The sequence below is a fragment of the Proteus sp. Marseille-Q3619 genome, from assembly GCF_965283115.1.
This window is the reverse complement of the sequence record NZ_CBDIMP010000001.1, coordinates 1,675,192-1,699,792: the sequence shown is the minus strand read 5'-3', so window position 1 is coordinate 1,699,792 and position 24,601 is coordinate 1,675,192. Positions and strand designations below refer to the sequence as shown.

The following is a 24,601-nucleotide window of genomic DNA, read 5'->3' as shown; positions in this document are numbered from 1 at the left end:
CTTTAATAAGGTATTAATATGAAAATAAGTAATGATAATGTATTTAATAACTATAAGTCTAAATTTAATGATATCCTTGATAACAAGGATGTTATTAATGATAGTAAACTAAATAAAGAAAATTTAGAGAGTTTAAGTAAAGATATTGATAATAAATTAAATAGTTCTTTAGAAAGAATAAAAAATAAATCAAAACCAATTCTAGTTGAACCAGAAGTAAAAACTCCGGATATAAAAAAGATATTAAAATCACTTGAAGTTGATAACGACAATGATATTTATGATCATATGAAAACAGATAAATCGAGTATGTTTAATTTCATCTCTACTGATATGATGAAATTAATCAACTTAATTGTTAAATATTTAGAGTCTATAATTAAAAAGTTCGAAGCATCTAGAGAAATGGGCGTGATGCTGATGAATATTGAATTAAATATGGCTGATCAGATAAAAGATAATCTTAATAAAAAAGCCAATATTATGATTGGTGCCGCAATTACGAGTGCGGGTATTTCAATGGCAGTTCATGGTATGGGGGCTTTTGTTTCAATTAAAGGGATGGGGAAAGATCTTATTGGTCATTCTAACCCAACGATGATCACCGGTAACTTAGTGACTTCAACAGCGGACCCTTTGGCTCGAGTAGCAGACCAAACTTTGCAGTCTCAAGGAATTGTACTTGATGGTAAGCAAAAAGTATTGGAAGCAAGAGGAAATATTAATAATCATGTTATTAATAATAATAATGAGATGCAACGCGAAATAACGGAAGTGATAAAAGCATTGTTACAAGCTATTGAAGCAATTATTCATGCGCAGCAAGATGCTGCTTCTGCAATTGGTTCGAATGTAAGAGGATAATTTATGGCTAAAGCTATTGATTCAGGGATGTCTAATATAGCAAGTCATTCAAAAATTTATTCTTCAGATAATAATGTTGTTTCTACATCTAAAAATGAAAAAACCGTTTTAGATGATATGAATGAGTTATTAATAAATATAAGACGAGAAAAAAAAGATTTTGATCTTGAACACTGGATTAGTTGTAATAATTTAAAGGGAAAAACAGAGAGGGAATATATGTTTCTCTCTCTGCACAATATGATAAAAATGTTATTTTTCATAATCAATGCTTAAATACCATAAAAAAACTAGAGCCAATTATAAAAGATGAAATTGCGGATGCTGGTTATTCTACAGATTCATTGAGTGATTTTTTTTATGAGGTTAAGCAATCAATAGTTGTGGGTAAAAATGACTATTTAGATGTTTTAAAAGATGTTTTTTCCAATTATATGAATTATGTAAGAGACTTAAGAGAGGCAATAACATCCATTATCCAATATACTAAAGCGGGTAAGAAAGATGGATATATAGCAATTAATTATATTGAATTAAAAAAAATATTGGAGAATGTTAAAAAAGAGTATCAGGAAAAATTAAGAGAGAAATCATTTTTTTACACTAAAATTTTATTTGAATATCAAAATGATGGAAATTACATTAGAAAAATAGGAAAAAACTTAATAAGTTATAAAGATAAAGAACAAATTCATCAATCATTAAATGCAATAGAAAAATTATTAACAGATATAAAAGGCATTAAGGTAATAAAGGAAAATCACGCATCAGAAATAAAAAATGATATTGGATTAAATTTTATTGGCCACATCGATTTTGATGATCTTGATAATTTCCTGAGTAAAATAAATACGGATATCTCTATGGATGGCGTATTATCAGATGCTGAGATAGAGAAAAAAGAGAACAACTACTTTATGATAATACATCTTTATTTGGTTTAGTTAGACCTGGTTTTGATATTGAAGAAGAGATGAGAAAAGTAAAAGAAGATAATGAAAATAAAAAAGAAGAAGCAAAATATAAAAATATTTTACAAACTGAATTTGATTTATTTAAAAAATCGCTTGATTCATTAGAAAAGAGAATGAATTCTAATCTTGATGAACTCTCTAAAAAATACAGCTCAGCAAATAGCAATTATGATAATTTTGTTAAAATAGTGAGCAGTACAATGAATACATTATTAGAAATGGCGAAAGGTTTTTTACGATTTTAACTTTTTATAGAGATTAAAAGTAAAGTTTATATTTTTAGAGAAAATAGCCCAATAGTGCTAACGTTTATGTGTTGTTTTAAGTTTTGTTAAAATATTAATTTTAATTTTTTCTTGAAACAACTTCTTTTATTTTTATATAAAAGGTTAATGTTATGGCTACAGCTATTAATTTTGATGTACCTAAAAGTAATCATAAACCACATGTGGAAAATAAGTTCTATAATGTGCAAACACATAATCAAGATGAATTTTTGAATAATTCAAGCTTTTTATTAGAAGACATAAAGAGAGAGTATCAAGATCTTTATATTAACGATAGTAAATATGATAATAAATTTGAATATCTCTCTAGCAAAGAAAAAGGTTTTTACCTTGATGAACAATATGTAAAAAATAATATTAATCAAAAGAAAAGTTTAAATGAAATTAGTTATGCTTCTCGTACCATAGAAAATGCGCAATCAAATGACAGTTATCCAACAGATTCATTAAGTGATTTATTTGATGAAGTAAAACAATCTATTATCGCGGGTAAAAATGATTATTTAGATGTTTTGAAAGATATTTTTTCCAAGTATATGGATTTTGTAAGAGAATTAAGAGAAATATTATCTGAATTAAGTAGGTCAACAAATGCCAGCGGTAAGGATGGATTTATAAGTGTATTTCCTGTTAATATTACCAATAAATTAATTGGATTTATGCGTAATTTAAAGTCATCATTTTTTTCTATGGAATTTTTTAAAGATAATGATGGCCGATTTTATAGAATGATTGATGGGGAAAAAATATATTATAAAGATGAGGCTGAGGTTAATAATGCAGTTAAGGCAGTAAGAAAATTACTTAGTCAAATTAAAGGAGTATCATTAGTAAAAGAAAGTAATACTAATATGAATTTTTCATTTGAAATTAAATTTGATGTATCGGGGATTAAAAAATTAAAGGAACATTTATTTAATATGCCAAATGGTTGGTCGGATATATTACAAACAGAGTTTGAATTATTAAAGAAAACATTCGATACCGTTGAAAAAGGCGTTAATACTAACTTGGATGAATTATCAAAAAAATACAGTGCAGCCAATAGTAATTATGATAATTTTGTAAAAATAGTGAGCAGTACAATGAATGCATTATTAGAAATGGCGAAAGGTTTTTTACGATTTTAATTATATTTAGAGTGTTGTTATGGAAAGTAAAGTTATTTTAGGGATAAAAAAGAGCTGATATTTATTTTAATATCAGCTCTTAAATTTATTAATAATAATTTAAATTAAAATTTATACTCTACACCTAACCAGTAATTACGACCGTCTTCCATATAACCTTGAGTGTATTCATAAGATTTATCAAACAGGTTATTAATAGAAGCATTAGCAGAAACACCATAACCAAAGTCATAATCTAAACGAAGATCGGTTTTTGCATAGCCTGCGAGTTTGTCATCTTCATCAATACGGTTATAAGTCCAGCCTTGTGCTTCTTCCATAATGGTAAAGCGAACTTGTTCAACTGGAATAAACGTCATCCACATATAAGCTTTATGTTTTGGTAAGCCTTCAATATGTTCGATTTTTTTCGGGTCACTGTGGATATAGCTATAGTTTACGCCAAGTTCTAACCAATCAGTGACGTTGCCTTTAGTGCCTAAATCAAGACCCACGTAGTCGATGCGTCCACTATTTTGGTTTTGGAAAAATGCTTTGCCATCACGATAAACTGTGTGTGCCATAATTGCATCACTGACTCGGTTGTAGTAAATGCTGGTTTGGTAACCCCATTTATCGGTAATGTGCCCTTCATAGGTTAAGTCGAACGATAATGCACGTTCAGGATCTAAATCAGGATTAATAATCCCTTTTGATCCATCTTTTGGTTTCTCAGTGGTATAACGCTCTTTTTGCGTTGGGAAACGACTACGATCAGATATCGAGAAGCGGACAGTATCGTCATTGGCTAAAGAATATTTTGCCATCATTTCCCAGTTAAAAGCGGTTTGTTTGTTGTTATCAGCGCCTTTATCGGTATCAACACTGTCACGCCAATCATAGCTAATGGCACCCACTAAATCGAGATCATTGGTGACAACCCATTGGTATTCTGTGGCTAAAGACCATGTTCTGTCTTTATAACGCATCCAATCGCCACCTTTCTCTTTTTGAGCGCGGTGAACGTCATCTTTCCAATGTGCGGCAAAAGAGAGTAGGTCACTGTCACGTGTATCAATACCTAATTGCAATGCCGCGCCTGTGCTGTAGTCGTCATAGTGGCTATAGTCAGGAGTATCCCCTTTTTTTGGATACATATAGAGGGTATTTTCAAATTTATCGTGATAAGCACGGCTTTGTAGATTAATGCCATCGGTGATTTGTGTTACACCGCTATAGTAATAGCTCTCTTTGTTGTAATCTGGCCATGCCCAATATTTAAATTTACCCTTACCTAATGTTGATGGTGGGCTATTTTTTTCACCGTCTTGTTTTACATAAGTCAGGGTATATTCGTCAGAAGCGCGTGGCGTCCAACCGACTTTAATCATGCCGCGCTTATCGTCAGTGGCTGAATTATCACGACGTCCATGTGTACCGGCTGCTTGATTATTTTCGTCAGCCCCCGGAATTGGCGTAAAGCGTTGTTTTAATTGGCTACCACTGATTTGAATAAAGCCTAAATCACTGCGAGCACCTAAACGCGCACTCATGTTATGTGCATAATCAGCACCGCGAGCAAAACCTTGAGAATAAGCAATACTTCCTTCTAAGGGTTTTTTCGGTGTCGCAGTGGTGATATTGATAGCGCCGCCCATTAAGTTAGGGCCTTGCAGTAATGAGGTATAGCCTTTGTTGACTTCGATGCTTGCCAGATCGTTAGTGGTAAAGCGCGCTAAGTCTAGGTTGCCATCATAAGGAACATACGTTGGAATACCATCAAAGAATACAGGCACTTGACGGCTATCAAAGCCACGCACTTTAATGGTGTATTCATTACGGTTGCCCGATTTTTGCATCACAACACCGGGTAATGTTGCAATAGCTTGTGCTGCATTCACTTTGTTTTGTTCAAGCATTTGCGCTTGTGTTAACACATCTGGATTGGCCGCAATCGGGCTACTCCAAACGGTTAATAGATCAGGCGTTGAATGTCCATAAGTAGTGTCAGCAAGCGCAATACTTGGTAGTAGAGCAACAGATAAACAGTAGCATAGAGGTTTTAATTTCATCATTCCAATCTCAATTTGCAGTCAGTATATAATTTTTTATATAACGAATTGCGTAAAAATAAATGAATAAAATGAGTGCTGACAATACGTTAGCACTCGGTTTTGTTTATTATTGATTAAATAGGTAAATACTCATTTACTCATAAGTTATTATTTTTATTTAATCTTTTGGGTAAAGACGAACTTTAATATCCGTCGGTGGTGCATAATAAGGCGCAGACGTTACCATTAAACGAATGCCTGTTTGTGCGTATTTTTCAATCGTATTCAGGTTAATTCCGCCAGCCAACGAAAGATGGCATTGAGGTGCAATTTGAGGCGCTTCATGTTGGAGTTGAGCAATATCTTCAACGGAGAATTTATCAAGCTGTAAGATATCTGGTTGGGCTTTTAACGCTTCTCTTGCTTGTTCAATATCGTCAGCTTCTACCACGATACATTTTTCAGGTGCCGCTTGGCGTAACTGTTTAACATGCTGTGCCCAATTATCTGGCTCTGATAAAAATCGGCGATGATTAGCAAAGAGCAAAATAGTTTCAGAACAACCTTGGCGATGGATCACACCACCGCCCGCAAGTACCGCTTGTGTTGCCAGTAACTTGGTATTTGGGATATTTTTACGGGTACACGCAATTTGCCCTTTCGGTTGATAGTGGTGATAGATTTCTAGCATTTTCGCCATATAGTCACTCACACCACAACTCCACTCCAGCACGTTTTGTACCACTTTCCAGCCTTGATGTAGTGCATCAGCACGACCTTCTGCTGTGATTAAACAATCGCCTTTGTCGGCAAAATCACCGTCTTGTCGATGTGCTTTTACCTCTAACCCTAACTTTTCTAATAAACGGCAACCTAGCGTGATCCCACTAACACAGCCTGCTTCACGACGTGTAAATGTCATCGTACCTAATTGATCACTGATATTCAGGGCGCGACTTGTTAAATCACCATACTGAATATCTTCCATCAATAAATTATCAAGAAAGGCATCCGGGTAATAAATCATAGTGTTAACTCACTTTCTGGCACGACATCCCAAGAAACCATCGCCCAATCACGCGTAGGCGAAATCAGTGAAACGCCATTTTTAATGCTGTTATGATAGTAGTTTGTTAAACGTGTTATTTCATCTTCACTTAAAGGCCCTACGGAGAAGTTGATCCCCTCAATAAATTGCTCAAGGCTATTGAAATTACTTTGGCAATTACGGCTACGGATATAATCCACTTTAGGGTGAATACCCATTTGGTTAAGCATATTTACTGCATAAATGTAGGTTGGTAGCGTAGGAATATCTCGACCCAGTAAGCGAATAATGCGTTGATCAACAAAAGTTGGGGATACGGTGTGGGTCGTATAAACACGTAATTTAGCTTGGCGATTAAGCTTTAATAGCGCAGCTTTTAAATCCATCACGAGCGTTGAGCGTGAAGCGACCGCAATATCACAACGAGGAAGTGCATCCCAGCTATCTTCCCATGAGCAAGTGATAAAGTCGGCGTGATTGATGCCTGCTTGTTCAGCTCTACGTTTAGCCACTGCGAGCATGCCTGTACTGTAATCAATACCAATGACTTTTTTGAATTTATCCGCAACATGAATGCTGATAGAGCCAGGGCCGCAACCCACATCTAATAAGGTTTCTGCACCTGTAAAATCCATCATTTCACGAAACTTAATTAAGTAAGGATCGTTAGGATTGGCACAGGTTTCTGCCATTTTTTCAGCACGTTTATCCCAATGTTCTGGCTCTTTTTTGGTTCTTTCAGCCTGTACCATGTGGTTTTTATAAAGTTCAGCAAAATCTGTGGTTTCAATGGTGTTCATATTCTTGCCTATATTCATTGTTATTATCCGAGTAGGCGTGAAAATGCGCCTGAATATCTGTGGGTTTTACACCATAAAGGTGCGCTAAATTGTTGGGTGTCAGCAAAATCTCAGGACTATTTTGCAAAACAGGAGCATGAGGTGTCAGTAAAATGACATCATCAGCCAATGAAGCGGCATGTTGTGGATGGTGTGTTGACATAAAAACACTGATCCCTAATGCTTTTAATGCCTTAACTTGGGTAAGTAGTTTTATTTGATTACCAAAATCAAGGCTGGCCGCGGGTTCATCCATAACCAGTAATTTGGGCTGTTGTACTAAAGCACGAGCAATCAAGACCATCTGCTTTTCGCCACCACTTAAGGTATCAAAAGTTCGGTGAGCAAGATGAGAAAGCGAGAGCATTTCTAAGGTTTCCATTGCCATTGTTTTATCTTGGTAACTTGGCATAGAGAAAAAGGATAAATGTGCACCTCGTCCCATCACAACCATATCGATAACATTGAAAGAAAAGGGGATATGCGTTGCTTGAGGAACATAAGCAACTACTTTGGCAAGTTCTGTTGGTGACCACTCACTTAGTTTTTTCCCCGCAACATTAATCTCACCTTCAATACAAGGTATTAGCCCTAACAACGTTCGCATCAGTGTGGTTTTTCCACAACCATTTGCGCCTAATAAGCAGATGATTTGCCCTTGTTCGATGTGGAATGAGAGATCTTTAATTAAGGTTTTGCCTTTATAGCCAATGGCGAGCTGTTTTGCATTAGCAATGATCATGCGCCTTTCCTTGTTCTAAGTAACAACATTAGGAAGAATGGCGCACCAATGGCGGAGGTTAAAATACCCAATGGAAGTTCAATACTGGCAATAGTGCGAGCTAGTGTGTCAGTGATTAACAGCATAATGGCGCCCACAAGCAAAGAAACAGGCAGTTGTTGGCTAAAGTTAGCACCCACTAACAATCTTGCAATATGCGGCACTATTAAGCCTAGCCAGCCAATAATGCCCGCAATAGAAACGGCACTTGCGGTTATCAATGTTGCTGACAAAATAAAAACTAACCGCGTCACTTCGACATTTAAACCTAATGCTCTGGCTTCTTCATCAGATAAACTGAGGATATTCATACGCCAGCGCAATAAAATCAGCGGAATAAAGCCAACCAGCATTAACGGTGCGACAGAAAATAAATCAGAGGCGGTAATCGTTGAAAGCCCCCCTAAAAGCCAGAAGGTAATTGAGGGCAATTGCGTATAAGGATCAGCGAGAATTTTCATTAATGAAATTGCCGAGCCACATAATGCACTAATCGCAATACCAACTAATACAAGGGAAAGGACAGGATCATGTTGTTTAGCAAGCCTTGCAATAAAATAGACTAAGGCAACCGTTGCCAAACCGCCTGCAAAGGCAAATAGCTGAATAGACAACATCGATTGCCCAAGGAAAATACCTAAAACCGCACCCACGCCCGCACCTGATGAAACGCCAAGAATATCAGGAGAAACCAATGGGTTACGGAACATACCTTGATAAGCAGCTCCCGCAATAGCGAGTCCTCCACCAATTAAGATTGCCGCAAGAACACGGGGAAATCTTATTTGCCAAAAGACGGTTTCAGTTCTGCTGTATTCTACATTGCCTATTAATTTATTACTTACCAGCGTCCACAGTTCATTAGCGGTAAGTGAATACTTACCACTAGTGATTGCAATTAACGCAACGATGAAGAATACCGCAAATAAAAGCGTGATACGTACTGATTGACTCATGAATACCCCAGCAATTGCTGACATTGTTCAGCACTTAATTGCGTATGGTAAAAATGAGCAAAGTAATTTTGTAGATCTTGAGCGGCTTGCTTTTCTATTCGAACGTCAAAATGGCTCTGTAAGCGTCGCATCCCCATTAAACGGTTGATACCCGGAGGGCCATCTAACCAACCAAATGGTAGCCCTTTAAACAGTAACACTTTGTTGTTTTTAACGGCTTGAATGCTGTTCCATACAGAACTTTGTGTGATTTGCTGATAGGCATTTTCATCTTGTGTGATGATAATTTCAGGGTTCCACATTAACAGTTGTTCAGGGGAAACATCAGTCAAACCAGTAAAATCAGGAATATCAACCACGTTTTCAAAACCTAAGGCTTCAATGGCTTCTGTGTGAATAGAGCCTCTTGCACCCGTTTGTAATCCTTTGGCACCCCGAGCAAGATAAAAACGTGGACTCTCTTTTTGTTCAGATACAAAAAGCGCGGCATCACTAAGATATTGCTCTGCAATCTGCGCTAATGTTTCTGCTCTTTCTGCAACACCTAATAAAGCCCCTGTTTGGCGTAACTGAGCTGGGCTATCTTTTAATATGCCATCAATTAACACATAAGGTACACCCGTTTGATCAGAGACACGCTTCGCTAATGAGCGATAGGTTTCATCCACATTACCACTATCAATAATGATATCGGGCTCTAACGTCAGTAAAGCTTCTAAAGAGAGTGTACTTCCTCGCCCTGATAAACGTCCTAAACGGGGGAGTTTGCGTAGTTCATCTGAAAATAAAGGGCTTTTTTCTAAATTAAGTGAGGAAAAACCCAATAATTTTTCAGGTGCTAATGCGAGTAACAATTGATCAGTAGGCGGTCCCGCACTAATCACCCGATGGATTGTGGCTGATGCAGGAATATGACCAAATTGTGCTGCAATACGCGAGGTTATTGCGGCTCTTACCGAATGTGGAAGTGCCGATAATGTCGCAATAGTCGTGAGGTAAGTTAAAAATTGTCGTCTGTGGATCGCCATAGGTTCACACTGTTTATTGTTTTATATTGATATCGTTATTTCATTTATTATACAGCGAAGAATACTATCTTTCCTTTGGCTTAAGTCAAGGGATCATCAGTCAAAATCAAATCTCGGCACACATCTGAAAAACTTTATTCGAAATAGTGTATAACCTAGGGCTATAATCAGCATTCTTGGAAAATTAAAGCGCGTATTAATACGAGTGTTTTTGGATAGTTGCGATATAAAATGAAGAAAAAACGCCCCTCATTACAGGATGTAGCTTCGCGAGTTGGTGTTACCAAAATGACCGTGAGTCGTTTTTTGCGTAACCCCGAACAAGTCTCTGAAGCTTTACGAGAAAAAATTGCGCGTGAATTAGAGAGCCTTAATTATATTCCTAATCGCGCTCCTGATATTTTATCTAATTCGACCAGTCATGCGATTGGGGTATTACTACCTTCTTTAACTAACCAAGTTTTTGCCGAAGTTATTCGTGGCATTGAATCAGTGACCGATAAATACGGTTATCAAACTATGTTAGCGCACTATGGATATCGTGCTGAAAAAGAAGAAGAGCGCTTGCTTTCATTACTCTCTTATAATATCGATGGGCTTATTCTTGCTGAAAGAACGCACACACCAAAAACAATAAAAATGTTAGAAACTGCGGGTATTCCTGTGGTGGAGATCATGGATAGCGTTTCGCCTTGTTTTGATTCGGCAGTAGGATTAGATAACGTTGATGCTTCAAAACAGATGGTCAATGAGATGATCAAACGTGGATGTAAACGCGTTATTTACCTTGGCGCAAGACAGGATGAACGAACCTTAATGCGTTTAAACGGTTATGAAAAAGCAATGCAAAATGCGGGTTTACCTGTTGGTAATGTGATGACGCCAAAAAGCTCATCTTATTCATTAGGGGCTGAATTATTACATGCTGCACGTAAGCAATATCCTGATTTAGACGGACTTTATTGCACCAATGACGATATTGCGATTGGTGCTGTTTTTGAATGTCAGCGTTTAGGTATTTCCGTGCCAGAGGATATTGCAATATCGGGTTTCCACGGACACGATGTTGGACAAGTGATGACGCCTCGTCTGGCGAGTATCTTTACCCCTCGTGATGAAATGGGGCAACAAGCAGCTGATCTATTGCTTAAACGAATGAAAGGTAAAATTGCGCGAGGCCAAGTGATTGATGTTGGTTTCCGCATTATTACTGGTGAAAGTATTTAAATATTTAACTTATTGATATTAAAATAAATTAATAATTTTATTAACCCTATTGTTATATGATTAACAGTAGGGTTTTTTATTGAGATACCTTCTCTCTTTCAGCGTTATTACTTCCCATTTTGCGGTGAATAAAAAGAAGCTGATCAGATGTTTTGTTGTCAGTTTGTAGATCATCTTACTTTCATTTGAGAGTCGCTTCACATTTTCGCTCCTTAGTTGATCTTCGTTGTTGTATTCACCTTACCACTTCGGATATGTTACCCGTAACAGTTACGGGTAACATTACAAAAAAGACTTAATATCTGCCTTAAAGGAGCATTCTATGAACGATACCCAATCCCTACACCATGTTTTTATCTTAATGGGGGTATCAGGCAGCGGTAAATCTGCGGTCGCAAGTGGTGTGGCACAACGTACAGGTGCGGCATTTTTAGACGGTGATTTCCTGCACCCTCGCTCAAATATTACTAAAATGGCATCGGGGCACGCTTTAAATGATGAAGATCGTAAGCCTTGGTTAAAAGCATTAAATGATGCAGCATTTGCGATGCAAAGAACCAATGAAGTTTCGTTAATTGTTTGTTCTGCATTGAAAAAACAGTATCGAGATATGTTAAGAGAGGGCAATCAATGTCTACACTTTTTATATTTAAAAGGTGACTATGAGCTAATTGAAAGCCGCTTAAAAGCACGTAAAGGGCACTTCTTTAAACCTCAAATGTTAGTGACTCAATTTGAAACCCTAGAAGAGCCAACAAAAGCTGAAAATGATGTATATGAAATTGATATTTCAATGCCACTTGATGACGTGATTGAAAGTGCAATTAAGACAATAAATTCAGTCACTCAAAAGACTTTTGAAGGGGAAATGGTATGAGTACATTAACACTGGTGCTAACCGCGGTTGGCTCGGTTTTATTATTGCTCTTTTTTGTGATGTACGCGCGTTTACACGCTTTTATTGCGTTAATGATTGTCGCCATTGGTGCCGGTATTTTCTCTGGCATGCCTTTAGAGAAGATCACACAAACCATGCAAAACGGGATGGGGGGTACGTTAGGTTTCCTCTCAATCGTCGTCGCGCTAGGGGCAATGTTTGGTAAGGTGCTACATGAAACAGGGGCATTAGACCAAATTGCAGTGCGATTATTAAAATATTTTGGTGAGAAACGGGCTAACTACGCATTAGGTATTGCAGGTTTAATCTGTGCTTTACCTCTGTTTTTTGACGTTGCTGTTGTCTTGTTAATTGGTGTTGTATTTGCTGTTGCTCGCCGTACTGGTGGCAATGTGGTGAAAATGGCCATCCCTCTCTTTGCGGGTGTGGCAGGTGCAGCTGCCTTCTTATTGCCGGGGCCAACACCAATGCTGTTAGCTGACCAAATGAATGCTGATTTTGGTTGGATGATTTTAATTGGTTTATGTGCAGCTATTCCGGGGATGTTATTAGCAGGTCCTATTTTCGGTAACTTTATTAGTCGTTACGTCACATTAGAATTACCAAAAGATTTGTCAGAACCAAGTTTAGGTCAAAACAAAATGCCTTCTTTTGGTTTTAGTCTTGCACTTGTGTTATTACCGTTAATTTTAGTGGGCTTTAAAACTATTGGTGCGCGTTTTGTTGAGAAAGAGACTGAGCTATACAATATTCTTGAGTTTGTAGGTCATCCTTTTATCGCTATTCTTGTTGCTTGTTTAGTGGCTATTTACGGTTTAGCTATTCGCCGTGGTATGAGCAAAGAAAAAGTGATGGAGATTTGCTCTGCAGCAATTCAACCTGCTGGGATCATTTTATTGGTCACTGGTGCGGGTGGTGTCTTTAAGCAAGTGTTAGTTGATTCTGGCGTTGGTCCTGCATTAGGTAATGCGTTAATTGGCGCGGGTATGCCAATTGCAATTGCGTGTTTTATCCTTGCAGGCGCTGTGCGTGTGATCCAAGGTTCAGCGACCGTTGCGTGTTTAACTACGGTTGGTTTAGTTTTACCAGTTATCAATGAGCTGGGCTATAGTGGTGCTCAAATGGCAGCATTATCAATCTGTATTGCGGGTGGCTCTATTATTCTTAGCCACGTTAATGATTCAGGTTTCTGGTTATTCGGTAAATTTACTGGCGCAACAGAAGCACAAACATTAAAAACATGGTCATTGATGGAAACTATTCTCGGCACAACGGGTGCTGTCGTAGGTATGATTTTCTTCGCTTTTTTATAAAATTGAATCTTTATTTTCTTGTAATTAGCGCGTCTTTTGACGCGCTTTTTTTCATTGCTATAAATGACTATGAAATGTGACAGAAAATATCCCGTTTCTCATTAATCTATAGGTTTATTTATTAAGTGGGCAAACTAGGGCTGTTATTTTATGGTTGACTATAATTCGCTTTTTATTAAACACACGGATTGTAATATCCACACCATCACGCTAATTCGAGATTCGATTTTAGCATCAAGTAATAAATTACAAGATAAGCTCAATTTGCTTGATGAAATGGAACATCTCTTTAGCCAGATGTTGGATAATTCGCAGTCATTGACTCAATTTCTAAATGAAGTGGATACGCATTTTACACATAGCCGAGAAGAGATAGACGATTTCTCAAGTTGGTTGAAAAAAATTAAAGATAGCGCCAGCAATATTGATAGGCTTTCCAGTCAGGCGAATCTTTTATCAATTAATTCAGCAATTGAAGCTGGACACATCGGGCGTGAAGGGGCGGGATTTTCAGTCTTAGCTCAAGAGATGAAAAAGTTGTCATTAGAGATCCAAAAACAAGCATCTTCTATTGCTAGCATTAATAATAATTTAGGTGCTCGCTTTATTCCCGTTAAAGAAACTACAGAAAAAAACCAACAGCAAGTTCAACAAGTTAAAACACTGGTTGAAGAAGGACATCAAAATTTAACGTCACTGTCAGAACAAGCTAGCGAGCTTAAACATATTTTTACCTTTCTTTCGATGCAACAGTTTTTTAATACGGTCAAACTTGATCATGTTTTATGGAAAGAAGCGATTTATATTCACTTATTAAATAATGATGATGAACACTGTGTTAATCAGCATACAGAGTGCCGTTTAGGGAAATGGTATTATCAAGGTGATGGTAAAAAATTTGCAAAAACTGACGCCTTTCGTCGCTTAGAAGAACCCCATAAATTAGTGCATGAATGCGGACGTTTAGCATTAAAGGCCAATATAGAAGATAATCAAGAAGCGGTTGCACACTATATAGAGAAAATGGAACAAGCCAGCGTTGATGTTATCAAATATGTCGATGTTTTATTAAATTTAGATAATTACTAACTTGATGAATAAAACAACAAAAATAAAAAGGAGCGATAAGCTCCTTTTTGTGTGTTGAACCGCGTGAATTAGCTCTTGTTTATTAAGGTATTCAATTGGCTATAAAGTGTATTGGCACTGCTTTCATAACCTTCACGAGAAAGATGAACACCATCAGGTCTTGCTAAATCATACAGCGCCCATGCTTTTATCGAACATTCGCCACCCATATAATCACGCCAATCCCAAAAGAGCGTTTTCTCTTGTTGAGCCACTTCTTTTTGAATTCTGATAATATCGCTTAGCCATTGAGGCTGTTGTGAGCGACAGTCAAGTGCTTCTTTATTCTTGATTGAGTCAGAAGGTCCAATTAATAAAATGGCGCTATTGGGAGCTTGTTGGCGAATTTGGCGAATTTTATCCGTAAGCTGTTGGCGATAGGCGTTCAAATCGAAAGTGTCATTAAACGCTTCATTTGTGCCATACGCTAAAATCACCATATCAGGGTTTAATTGTCCTAACGTTTCAGTCCATTGTGTACCCCATTTATCCATCATATTGATAGTGGCACCATTGATGCCTAATGAGGAAAGCATTACGCCAGGCTGTTGATTAGTGATCAACCAACCGCCTAATTTAACAGGCTGATTTTTGCTGACGGTAATACTAACAGGGAATGTCATGGCTGTTGGGTTTGAAAACTGCCATTTACCTTGCGTTTGCGATAATGAAAGCACTTTATTTGTTGATGATTGTACATTCATTTGTGCTGTTGTTGGGGCTTTATAGAGTGCTTGCAATTGATAACGTTGCTGAGTGACTGGGTTTTCAGATAACTGTAATTTTGCCCATTTCGCTTGAGGCTCACTAATAAAGCCACCTAATGGAAAATCAGGATCGCTATCTTTTCTGCTCGAAAGCAGTGTCCACGCTTTTTTATCACTCTGATATTGTACGTTTGCAATACGTTGACCTGCGATATTAGTCGGGGGAATAAAACCAATGCCGCCATTGCCATAGTCTGCTTGAAAACGCTCACGCAACTTACCACTGAAAAAGTCAGCCGCAGTATGGGAATCACCTAACTGAACGATATGCACCGTTTGGCCGCCTTGTTGTAATTTCTTAACAAAGCCTGCAAAGTGAGGATCGTGATAGTTGTAAAGTTGTCTTGAACCATCAGCAGGTAATACTGTGGGTGTCGGTAACTTCACCGTTTTTTCAGTGTCTTGATTACAAGCGACTAAGAGTGAAACCAAGGCCAGTATGATTGAACTACTGACTAAGGTTTTACGCTCAAGGATGTGCGTTAGTTGTTTCATTTACAATGACCGTGTTTTTATCTTTTACATCATCAACAGCATTATCTTCTTTCGTTTCTTCTTGAAGATGAATACGTGAGAATACGTGTTGAGCAATAATTTGCTGACCTTTTAAGCTAAAATGAATGCCATCACCAGCTCTTAACTTAACACGACTACTACCATCCCCCATATAATCAGAATAAATATCTTTTTCATATTTAAACATATCATTGACGGAAAGGTAAATTTCGCCCATTTTCTCAGCTTCTTCACGGTAAAGTTTATCAAGATATGCCATCCCTTCGGATAACTTCTGCTTGCGCATATTAGGTGGCCCAACCCAAATAACCGTGACATTATTCTGTCTGGCATTTTCTATAATGCTTGCAATTCGCGCTCGGTAGGCTGATTCCCATGCTTCGCTTGCAAATTTTAAGTAGCGTCCTCCACCATCTGGAGGCATATCCCAAGGATCGTTAGGGCCTAAAAAGACCACTAATAATTTAATAGAGTCATCACTGGCTAATCGCGTTGCAATCGTTTGAGGCCAATTAAAAAAGCGAGGATAAGCCAGCCCTGTACTTTGCTTACTTAAATCAATACTACTGATGTTGTAGTCCGCTTGAAGTTGGCGTTTAAGTAAAGGAGCAACACCCTGCATCATTGAGTCGCCTGCAAATAAGACTTTATCTTTAGGTGATAAAATAATTTCTGTCTTTTGTACGATAGGCTTTAAGGCTTCCAAAGCAGCATCAGACACATCCGTAACTGAATGGTAAAATAATCCACTCATTGCTTGTTTACGTTGCAGTAATTGTGGAAAGCGTTGCGTTAATTGGGATGCAGGTCGTGTATAACCATTAAAGAAATGCAATCCCACCGCAAAGCCTTCTGGAAGTTGCTCCGATGTTGAGATTTGTTCTATTGGCTTTGCCTGATTATCAGGATGATTAACTTGTAGATAATCTCCATAGCTTTCTACCGCAACAAATACGCCATCACGCAGTTGTCCTCCCACTTGCCAAGCATAATAATGAGAAAGTCCAGACCAAGGCGCAGGACGATGATATTGCTGCTGCCAAAAGCGCTCTAGTGATGTTTGGTTTAGCCAAATCAGCAAGAGGGTACTTAACAGTACCATTAAAGCGACTTTTGCTGTCTTTTTTAAGTTTGAGCAGAAATCAAAAGCTGGCATAAATAAATCCTGGCACCCCATCTGGAGACAACATAAAAATAATTGTGAGGATCAATGCAAGTGGCAGAGGATAAACATACCACGGCACTCTTTTCTCAAGACGAGCCACAATATCCCTTAAGGTGACAAAGCAAGGGTAAAGTAAGAAAAGTCCCCAGAACATAAAGAGCGTTAAGCCTTCAGCTTGTAATGAAGCCCAAGCACCTGCACTAAAGAGTTGTTGTATCAAAACAAGAGCATCTCCGATTGTTTGGCTGCGGAAAAAGATCCAAGCAAAGCAAACAAAGTGGAACGTGATAATCCATGATAACAACATATTTAACGAAGATAGCGCAGTGGGTGGCGCATTTTTCTTCACAGGAAACAGGCGGTGTTTAATATTTAATAACACTACGCCAATTCCATGAATTGCGCCCCAAATAATAAAGGTCATTGCTGCGCCATGCCACAATCCTGAAATGACCATTGCTGCAAAGGCATTAAAGTTCTGTCTGATAACGCCTTTACGATTGCCCCCTAAAGGAATATAGACGTAATCGCGAATAAAGGTAGATAGACTGATATGCCAACGACGCCAGAAATCAGCGAGGTTGATCGCTAAATACGGCGCATTAAAGTTACGAGGCACGATAAAACCGAGCAATAAGGCAATACCTGTCACTAGATTGGTATAACCCGAAAAGTTGAAATAGATATGCCATGCGTAGGCATAGATAGCCGTTAAGACTTGCCCGCTTTGCGCTAAATCGGGTGCATTAAAAACAGGATCAACATAGTTTGTTGAGAACCAACCACTTAACCAAAAGAGTTTTGCGATAGCTAAAACAATCAGCATGATCGCCCCTTTATAATCAATGATTTTTCGTGTTGGTGCCTGAATTTGAGGGAGAAATTCTTTGGCGCGATTAATTGGCCCCGCCACAATGCTTGGGAAAAAGCATAAATAAAGAACGACATCTAAAAAAGGCGCTTTAGGGATCTCTTTTCGACAAACGGAAACCACATAACTGACCGAGTGAAAAATATAGAAAGAGAGTCCTAATGGTGCCAGCAATTCAATAAGAGGAAGCTCAATACTGAGTCCCCATTGCTGGAATGCCTGTGTCAGTGATTCTTGGAAAAATGAGTAGTATTTAAAGGCAGTAAAATAAACAGCAACCAATAATCCCAATAGCCAATAGATGACTTTAGAAGAAGTGTACTTAGTTAATATATTTGCCAGTAAATAAATAAAGAGTGTATAGCTTAATAAGATAATCGCAGGACGATAATCTGCATAAAAGAGAAAAGCATAACTGACTGTAATCAGTAGAATATTTTGGATCTTAATCTGCTTTTGAAAGAGCCAGTATAGAATAAAAAAGCTAACAAAGGCTCCGAGAAACTCGAATGAAAAAAAATTCATAAATGGCTCTAAGGGTGTGATTTAAAAGTCATACCAAACGTATTACCACATATATTATGAATTCTAAGCCGGCTTTCAATCAAAAGATTGTCTTGTGATAAATAAAAGCCACTTTTCTCTAGAAAGAAAAGTGGCTTTTTACACAATGAAAGCCTGCTAAGGCCTAACTTTCTTGTCTCGACTGCAACTGAACTTGGGTGATCAGTTTTTTATTTGAGTCGAACATTTCGGTCAGATAATCGTTGTAACTTGAGCCCATTTCTGAGTAACCTTTCAAGTCAGTGATTAACTGGCGAGAGTCGAGTTGCTGTTGCGTCATTCTTTGCTGTGCTCTTGAGGAGCGCAATGAATTGTAGGCGCGGTGCGTATTGAGATTACGCATATAAGCAATCACAGAGCCTTCAATATCAGGGTAGGCTGCATAGCCTTTGGTTTTCCCTGGTACATTATTGCAAGACTGACTCCCACATCGCATACCGAATAAGTTATTGTTTTGCTGTGCCAACTTCGATGTGCCCCAACCTGATTCTGTAGCGGCTTGCGTTGCGACAAAGTGTGTCGGAATAATGTCAACGCGAGTCAATAACGAATCCCAATTTACTTTTTTGGGGCTGGTACATGTAACGCCATAGTATTGACAGATCTCACGCAGTTTTTTTAACTCTGCGCTGCCCCAGTGCTGGGCTTTACGTTGAGCGAGTAACCACTCACGATCTCTCAAAATCTTATTATTAACATTGTCAATAATAGGAACTATGACATTTAAAAACGCTTTCTTACGCTGCGTTCCCGATGGGTATTTTTTCAAATCTGGCAACGGTGTTGACGTGCTTTTGAAAGAATACGCCTGCAGCATTTGGGAACTGCCGGTACTGGTTGAAGCAAAGCTTACACCAGTAAAGAGTAGTGAAATCAAGAAAGCGAAGACGGCACTTGTCCTCATCAATTGAGAGGGCATTGCTTCTCCTCGTTTAACTGGATAAAAATCGAACGAATACTAACAAATTACTTTTTTCATAGCTACAAAATATCGCCTCACATTAGGATAACTACGAGTGATTTGTTAAATAAATGTATAAGATTTACTGGAAAGCCTCGTTTTATAATCGATTTTTTCCTTTAACAAAAAGTGCTTTTTTTGCGAAAACTTTAATTTATCTTATATAAAAAGGTGCGACTTAACCCAAATTTAGCAAAATTAAGGGTTTTTAATGTGTCAATTTTGTTTGTTATTTAGTCAATTTTTGTTGTTTTTGGTCTAGTTTTATTATCAATTTCGCGCGCTTTTTCTGTTAAATCAGTAAAATCCGCTTCACGCCAATAGGTTTTTGGTCGAGGTAAATCTTCCATTTGATTTGTTGGCCAAAGCTGAAATTCTGCTAATTGTTCTAGAATGTAACCGGAATAAGCACTAGGTAATGTGAGGTAATGAGGTGACGCCATTTCCTCAAAAGGTAAGACCGGATAGCGTTTATCAGAAATGTGATAATCACGCATTAAAACTAAAAACTTATCAGGTACACGTTGCTGACTATCCCACCATTGCCCATCAATCACATCAAACCATTGCTGAGTTAATTGACGAGGTTGAGCCTCTAATTGATAAAGCGCAGAAGGAATAATACCTTGCATCGATTGATTATATTGCTCAAGGCTGGTGGCGTGACCATTAAGGATCAAGGTGAGCGAAAGGCGAGCGCCAATCAAGTTAGAATAGAGATCTTCGGGTGAAAATGCGGATATTCCTTCTGGAAATCCGGGCACCGAACGTAAACCATACCACTGTGCAATCTCATGCCATATTGCAAGGCGATAACCTAATCGAGCAGCAAGATAGGCACTTAAGGTATAACGCTGTGCTTCATTTTTAGGCGGCGTAAAGGCGTTAAAGTGTATTTTACGTTGTGCCAACTCATTACTTAGCGTTAACGTCCACTCTTGCCCTAATTTTGGATAGATATGACTAAAGAGATAATAAGTATAATCTGCGGTGTCACGAATATGGGCAATATCAAGAAACCCACCTTTATGAGAGTAAATTAAACCCGATTTTTCGCTGCCAATCCCTAATACTGCCGCGGTGCCGAGCCAAAAACTGTCGTTATAGCGATGATTGCCCAATGCAGAGGCTTCAACAACATTATCAATACGATAAAACGGGATAGGAATTTCGAGCGCTTTGACTTTTAAGTCATAGCCAAAAGCACAGCAAGGTCTTAATCCATTAGGCGCGGTAAGAGGAGGTGGTGTTTGCCAAGCTTGTGACGCTTCTTCATGAGTGACACTTTCAAGATTAGCATGAATGGGATTAACAGGTGTGACTTGAGTGCAACCTGCAATAAATAAGAAGAAGGCAATGGTGTTAATAAAAAGAAAACGCTTGAACATCAAAATGCTTCACCTACTTGAAAATAGAATCCTGTACTTTCTTTACCTATACCAAAATCGAGACGCACATTCATGCGAGGCTTAAATTCAAATCGATAACCCACACCAACACTAGGTAGCCAGTGACCTTGACCTAAATCACGGGCTTGATCGCTTAACGTACCACCGCCAATCCAAAGTGCGATGCCATGGCGCCAATCGAGTTTTTGGCGGTATTCTAATTGCGTAGAAAAGACGTGATTATCTTGATATCGCCCTTCGTAATAACCGCGCATCTGGTGCCCATTACTTAACTTAGAAAGTTGGCTCCAAGGCACATCGCCTGATGTGAAGCGGGCATAATTATCAAAAGCTAAAACCGCACTGTCACTTAAAGGATAATAGTAGTTATATTGCATCTGTGTCGCATTAAAGCGGTTATTACTGCCTGTATCAGGAGAATAGTGAGTATAACTAATATCAAATGCCTGCCCTTGACTCGCATTAGGTAAAAAATCACGGCTGTCGTAAGTAAAGCGGAGACTTAACCCAGAGCTTGTGGAGCGCAAAGGTAAATCGCGTTTATCCATATACGCTTTAAAGGGGGCGTCTGGGGCTGCGGCTTGTAAATTTGAATAGTCCCACCCTAATCCGATATAGGTGTTTTGGGCGATTTGGCGCAATAAAGTCGGTGTTAAGTGCAATTCTTGAGAACGGTATTCACCAAAATGATCTTTTACACGACCTTCATGATAACCCTCTCCCCAATAATTGGTTGGCACATTGTTTAACGAGCCAGTGAGATAAAATCGCCAAGTATCATCCGCGAGATAAGTGTAGTTGCTAAAGGTCATTCCAAAAGCACCCGTTGATGAACCAAAGCCACTCAAAGAGAGTGACGAGATTTTGCTATCAAGGCGACTATCTGCTTGATAAAGACCAACAAGCGCAATACCTACACCAAACTCTAATTCTGGCGTATAGAAAGGTCCAGGCAAAACTCCCCAATCAATGGTTTTACTGCGGTCGAAACTATTTTCTCCCCCTAAGCCAACTAACCATTGGTCTATTTGTTGTCTATCTGGAAAGAGTTGTGCTTGTGCTGTGTGTGAAATAAAGAGGCTGGCAAATGCCAGCCCCAAAATAAAAGGGTATTTAACCATTAAAAACGGAACTCACCAGAAACAAGGAAGCTATTACGGTTATTAAAACCAAATTCAGTTATTACATTAAAATTACGCGTTAATTCTAAACGTGCACCTAAAGTTTGGTTCCATTTATGAGCAAGATGCTGTTCAACATCGAATTTGATATTACCCATCATTGATGGAGGCAGTATGTTCATCATGCCATCAAGTTCATCAGGTAAATTTAGTCTGCTAACGTCACCTTTAAAACGTTGGGTAATATCTTGGTACATGGCACCTGTCCACACTTGGAGTTTGGTATTACCTTGTCCAGAGATCAGTGGTGAAAAGATAAACTCATAACCCACACGAGGTGTAATCACTAATGCTTTAATATCACCATCTAAAATATCAAGGTTAGTCTTGGTATAGTTTAAATCAAAAGTACCAAAAAATTGGTTATAGCCACCCGCTAAAGTAAAGCCACCACCAAAGGATTTACCTTCATAATTTAAATCAAAAGGTAAATCATTAGCAATTTCTTGCCCACCTAAAGTCACCGCATTGAGTTGAGCATGAGAAGAACCTTTTGTTTTCCCATAAATACCGTAAACGTTCATAAATGGGAAAACCCAAGTATCAAGTTTCAGCATGTGAGATTCATTACTACTACGAGTATGCCCAACATCAACGCCGACAATAGAGAGAATATTTTGTCCTAAAGCTTTATCAGAACCAAACGCAATTTTATCGACAATAACGTCTTGGCGTAGATTCATGTAGTTATAACCAATCCCAAATGGTTCAGGAATATCATAACCATGGGCGCGGGCTTCATCACCCCAAATAGGTAAAACGCGAGATTGGCTGGCTGGAGTACGAGTATCTAACGAACCTTCGCTATTTAAGGCAGTACCACCGGATTGGCTCACACTTAAAGAGAGCAGTGGGCGATCGCTATCAGCATAAGAAAAGCCAGTAGCAAGAAGAGAGGCAGTTAACACCACCTTATTTAAATTGGAAAAGTTCATACATAACCCACAGAAAATGTTTAAAAAGAAAGTAGTAAGTAAAAGATTAGCCAGAAATTTTAATCTTTTTCTTATTAATGGTCACCAGCTATAAGTGCGATATACAGTAAGAGATGCTTATATTTAGCGTTATCATAGGATTATTAAGGGCTTATTAAGGAAAAAACGTGATATTTTCTAAGTTAATCTTAATAAAAGTAGAAGATATTTTTATAAAGAAGAATGATAACGTTTCTTTTAAGTATTCTTATTTTGTTATTTTTCTTTTTATTGAATAAATAAACATCGAAATAAGATATTTGTGTGATAAACCGTTATGATAATAATTATCTAGCATGGATTATTTTTATAAAGGATAAATATGACCTATCAAGAGCTTTATCAGTACGCTATTTTTATGCTTTCTCGCCGTGATTACGGCACAGTAGAGCTACAACGTCGCCTAGCACGAAGAATAAGAGAAAGCGATCGAGAAGCACAAACTGTCACTGATGAAACATGCTTACCTCAAGTGATGGAACATTTATTAGAAAATCATTATCTTGATGATAACCGTACTGTTTATGCTTTCTTTCGCAGTTATTTAAATAAATCTTATGGTCCTTTGCGTATTCGTCAAGAATTGAGAGCAAAAGGTTTCCCTGGTGAAATTATTGAACGTCTCTTTGAAGAAGATGAAACTGACTGGTACACCCTTTGCCAAGAGGTTCATGAAAAAAAATTTGGTGGTGGTAAACCCAAAGATTTTAAAGAGAAAGCGAAACATATTCGTTATCTACAATACCGAGGGTTTACCTCTGACACGATTAATGCGCTGTTTTAAGTCATTAACGTAGTGTCATTGCGATATCGGCTAATTTCTTATTATTCTCTTTTTTAAAATAGACTTTTTGATGTAAGAAAATATCAAAAGGAAAAGGAGAACGAATAAACTGCACTTCATCGTTTGTAATGGTTGAAATATAATGAATATTTTCAGGCATAAAGCAGTAACCCGCTCCCTCATCAACGCAATGCAAAACATCCGCCATTTCTGTTAAACCTAAAGTATGGTATTGATAACCTTGATTTTTTAGCTTATCTAAAATCGTTGAAAATATGGGGTTTTGCAAAGTACTGCTTCTTTGTATTAAGGTTTCTTTGGCAAAAAATGTTTTGGTATTGGGATATTGTTCAAAGAGTTTTTTGCTCACCAATAATCCGACTTTTTGTGTGCATAAATTAATTGCATTGATATTTTTTTGTGGATAGTCAAACTCGAGTGATGAAATCACAAGATCAAACTCTTTATCAAAAAGTTCCTCTTTAATATCATCAATATAACCATCTTCTAAAGATAGGCTATATTGACTGTTTTTTTGGCGGATCTCCAACAGTTTTGTTTTTAGATCAGGGTAATAAAGACCATCTAATTTAATGGAGAGCGAGGTTTTATCCTCATTGGGATTCATTATCTGATTTTCAATTTTTCTAATTTTTTCATAATAGGGATATAAACGTTCATAAAGTGTTTTTCCCGCAGGGGTAAGATCCATTCCACTTTTGGAGCGTTTAATTAGAGACTTACCAATTTGGTTTTCGAGTTCATTAATACCGTGGCGTAGTGCGGATGGGGTAACATTGATTTTTTCCGCTGCTTTTACTAGGCTTTGACAAGTCGCAACGGCAAAGAACTGATTTATTTTTCGTGAGAAAAACATGCAGACGTTCTCCATATTTATTTGTA

The 24,601-nt window shown here is 37.9% G+C and carries 24 protein-coding genes; 10 read left to right on the top strand and 14 right to left on the bottom strand.

Translation table 11 applies throughout. The features are described 5' to 3' along the window. Positions 1-18 precede the first annotated feature (18 nt). The 5 genes from ACWPWK_RS07680 (at position 19) to ACWPWK_RS07660 (ending at position 3,255) form a co-directional block, all read left to right on the top strand. On the top strand, positions 19-864 hold the full coding sequence (locus tag ACWPWK_RS07680) for a type III secretion protein (protein ID WP_244185055.1): 846 nt from the start codon (positions 19-21) through the stop codon (positions 862-864). 3 nt (positions 865-867) lie between these two features. After that, positions 868-1,140, top strand: a complete 273-nt coding sequence (locus tag ACWPWK_RS07675) for a hypothetical protein (protein WP_454208649.1) — start codon at positions 868-870, stop codon at positions 1,138-1,140. Positions 1,141-1,247: 107 nt separating this feature from the next. Next, positions 1,248-1,808, top strand: a complete 561-nt coding sequence (locus ACWPWK_RS07670) for a hypothetical protein (RefSeq protein ID WP_454208647.1) — start codon at positions 1,248-1,250, stop codon at positions 1,806-1,808. Positions 1,809-1,837: 29 nt separating this feature from the next. Then, positions 1,838-2,083 carry an IpaD/SipD/SspD family type III secretion system needle tip protein gene (locus ACWPWK_RS07665; RefSeq protein ID WP_454208645.1) on the top strand — a complete coding sequence of 82 codons (246 nt, stop codon included), beginning with the start codon at positions 1,838-1,840 and terminating at the stop codon, positions 2,081-2,083. Positions 2,084-2,235: 152 nt separating this feature from the next. After that, positions 2,236-3,255 carry an IpaD/SipD/SspD family type III secretion system needle tip protein gene (locus ACWPWK_RS07660; RefSeq protein WP_109373258.1) on the top strand — a complete coding sequence of 340 codons (1,020 nt, stop codon included), beginning with the start codon at positions 2,236-2,238 and terminating at the stop codon, positions 3,253-3,255. A gap of 104 nt (positions 3,256-3,359) precedes the next feature. Here the strand turns inward: ACWPWK_RS07660 and ACWPWK_RS07655 are convergent, their stop codons facing one another. From ACWPWK_RS07655 to ACWPWK_RS07630, 6 genes are all read right to left on the bottom strand, one after another. Beyond that, positions 3,360-5,306: a TonB-dependent receptor plug domain-containing protein gene (locus ACWPWK_RS07655; protein WP_109373312.1), complete on the bottom strand. Its 1,947-nt coding sequence runs from the start codon at positions 5,304-5,306 to the stop codon at positions 3,360-3,362. A gap of 160 nt (positions 5,307-5,466) precedes the next feature. Continuing rightward, positions 5,467-6,315 (bottom strand): ModD protein, encoded by an 849-nt coding sequence (gene modD, locus ACWPWK_RS07650; protein WP_109373259.1) that lies wholly within the window; start codon positions 6,313-6,315, stop codon positions 5,467-5,469. Next, entirely contained in the window at positions 6,312-7,136 is an 825-nt protein-coding gene (locus ACWPWK_RS07645; protein ID WP_109373260.1) for a class I SAM-dependent methyltransferase, read from the bottom strand. Before ACWPWK_RS07645 ends, modD begins: the two co-directional genes overlap by 4 nt. Further along, on the bottom strand, positions 7,123-7,917 hold the full coding sequence (locus ACWPWK_RS07640) for an ABC transporter ATP-binding protein (protein ID WP_109373261.1): 795 nt from the start codon (positions 7,915-7,917) through the stop codon (positions 7,123-7,125). The genes ACWPWK_RS07645 and ACWPWK_RS07640 overlap by 14 nt, the downstream gene beginning before the upstream one ends. After that, a complete protein-coding gene (locus tag ACWPWK_RS07635) occupies positions 7,914-8,912 on the bottom strand; it encodes a FecCD family ABC transporter permease (protein ID WP_109373262.1) in 999 nt (332 codons plus the stop codon). The genes ACWPWK_RS07640 and ACWPWK_RS07635 overlap by 4 nt, the downstream gene beginning before the upstream one ends. Continuing rightward, positions 8,909-9,940 (bottom strand): iron ABC transporter substrate-binding protein, encoded by a 1,032-nt coding sequence (locus tag ACWPWK_RS07630; RefSeq protein ID WP_109373263.1) that lies wholly within the window; start codon positions 9,938-9,940, stop codon positions 8,909-8,911. Before ACWPWK_RS07630 ends, ACWPWK_RS07635 begins: the two co-directional genes overlap by 4 nt. Before the next feature lie 231 nt (positions 9,941-10,171). Between ACWPWK_RS07630 and gntR the strand changes: the two genes are divergently transcribed. The 4 genes from gntR to ACWPWK_RS07610 all read left to right on the top strand — a co-directional run bounded on the left by gntR (position 10,172) and on the right by ACWPWK_RS07610 (position 14,467). Next, positions 10,172-11,167 (top strand): gluconate operon transcriptional repressor GntR, encoded by a 996-nt coding sequence (gene gntR / locus ACWPWK_RS07625; protein ID WP_109373264.1) that lies wholly within the window; start codon positions 10,172-10,174, stop codon positions 11,165-11,167. Positions 11,168-11,489: 322 nt separating this feature from the next. Next, positions 11,490-12,044, top strand: a complete 555-nt coding sequence (gene gntK, locus ACWPWK_RS07620) for a gluconokinase (protein WP_109373265.1) — start codon at positions 11,490-11,492, stop codon at positions 12,042-12,044. Beyond that, on the top strand, positions 12,041-13,378 hold the full coding sequence (gene gntU / locus ACWPWK_RS07615; RefSeq protein WP_109373266.1) for a gluconate transporter: 1,338 nt from the start codon (positions 12,041-12,043) through the stop codon (positions 13,376-13,378). The genes gntK and gntU overlap by 4 nt, the downstream gene beginning before the upstream one ends. A gap of 150 nt (positions 13,379-13,528) precedes the next feature. Continuing rightward, positions 13,529-14,467, top strand: coding sequence for a methyl-accepting chemotaxis protein (locus ACWPWK_RS07610; protein ID WP_109373267.1), 939 nt, complete (start codon positions 13,529-13,531; stop codon positions 14,465-14,467). A 68-nt stretch (positions 14,468-14,535) separates the two neighbouring features. Here ACWPWK_RS07610 and ACWPWK_RS07605 read toward each other — a convergent pair whose 3' ends face one another. The 7 genes from ACWPWK_RS07605 to ACWPWK_RS07575 all read right to left on the bottom strand — a co-directional run bounded on the left by ACWPWK_RS07605 (position 14,536) and on the right by ACWPWK_RS07575 (position 22,875). Then, positions 14,536-15,768 carry an SGNH/GDSL hydrolase family protein gene (locus ACWPWK_RS07605; RefSeq protein WP_109373268.1) on the bottom strand — a complete coding sequence of 411 codons (1,233 nt, stop codon included), beginning with the start codon at positions 15,766-15,768 and terminating at the stop codon, positions 14,536-14,538. Continuing rightward, complete coding sequence (locus ACWPWK_RS07600) at positions 15,743-16,945, bottom strand: SGNH/GDSL hydrolase family protein (protein WP_109373269.1); 1,203 nt, start codon at positions 16,943-16,945, stop codon at positions 15,743-15,745. Before ACWPWK_RS07600 ends, ACWPWK_RS07605 begins: the two co-directional genes overlap by 26 nt. After that, positions 16,932-18,350, bottom strand: a complete 1,419-nt coding sequence (locus tag ACWPWK_RS07595; protein WP_109373270.1) for an MBOAT family O-acyltransferase — start codon at positions 18,348-18,350, stop codon at positions 16,932-16,934. Before ACWPWK_RS07595 ends, ACWPWK_RS07600 begins: the two co-directional genes overlap by 14 nt. Positions 18,351-18,513: 163 nt before the next feature. Further along, a complete protein-coding gene (locus ACWPWK_RS07590) occupies positions 18,514-19,308 on the bottom strand; it encodes a protein bax (RefSeq protein WP_109373271.1) in 795 nt (264 codons plus the stop codon). Positions 19,309-19,583: 275 nt separating this feature from the next. Beyond that, complete coding sequence (locus ACWPWK_RS07585; RefSeq protein WP_109373272.1) at positions 19,584-20,738, bottom strand: DUF4056 domain-containing protein; 1,155 nt, start codon at positions 20,736-20,738, stop codon at positions 19,584-19,586. Further along, a complete protein-coding gene (locus ACWPWK_RS07580) occupies positions 20,738-21,880 on the bottom strand; it encodes a BamA/TamA family outer membrane protein (RefSeq protein ID WP_109373273.1) in 1,143 nt (380 codons plus the stop codon). Before ACWPWK_RS07580 ends, ACWPWK_RS07585 begins: the two co-directional genes overlap by 1 nt. Then, on the bottom strand, positions 21,880-22,875 hold the full coding sequence (locus ACWPWK_RS07575; protein WP_109373274.1) for a hypothetical protein: 996 nt from the start codon (positions 22,873-22,875) through the stop codon (positions 21,880-21,882). Before ACWPWK_RS07575 ends, ACWPWK_RS07580 begins: the two co-directional genes overlap by 1 nt. Positions 22,876-23,236: 361 nt before the next feature. Here ACWPWK_RS07575 and ACWPWK_RS07570 point away from each other — a divergent pair, with 361 nt between their 5' ends. Beyond that, positions 23,237-23,698 (top strand): regulatory protein RecX, encoded by a 462-nt coding sequence (locus ACWPWK_RS07570; RefSeq protein WP_109373275.1) that lies wholly within the window; start codon positions 23,237-23,239, stop codon positions 23,696-23,698. A 4-nt stretch (positions 23,699-23,702) separates the two neighbouring features. On the opposite strand, the gene ACWPWK_RS07565 is transcribed toward ACWPWK_RS07570, so the two are convergent. Beyond that, on the bottom strand, positions 23,703-24,575 hold the full coding sequence (locus ACWPWK_RS07565; RefSeq protein ID WP_160230733.1) for a LysR family transcriptional regulator: 873 nt from the start codon (positions 24,573-24,575) through the stop codon (positions 23,703-23,705). Positions 24,576-24,601 lie beyond the last annotated feature (26 nt).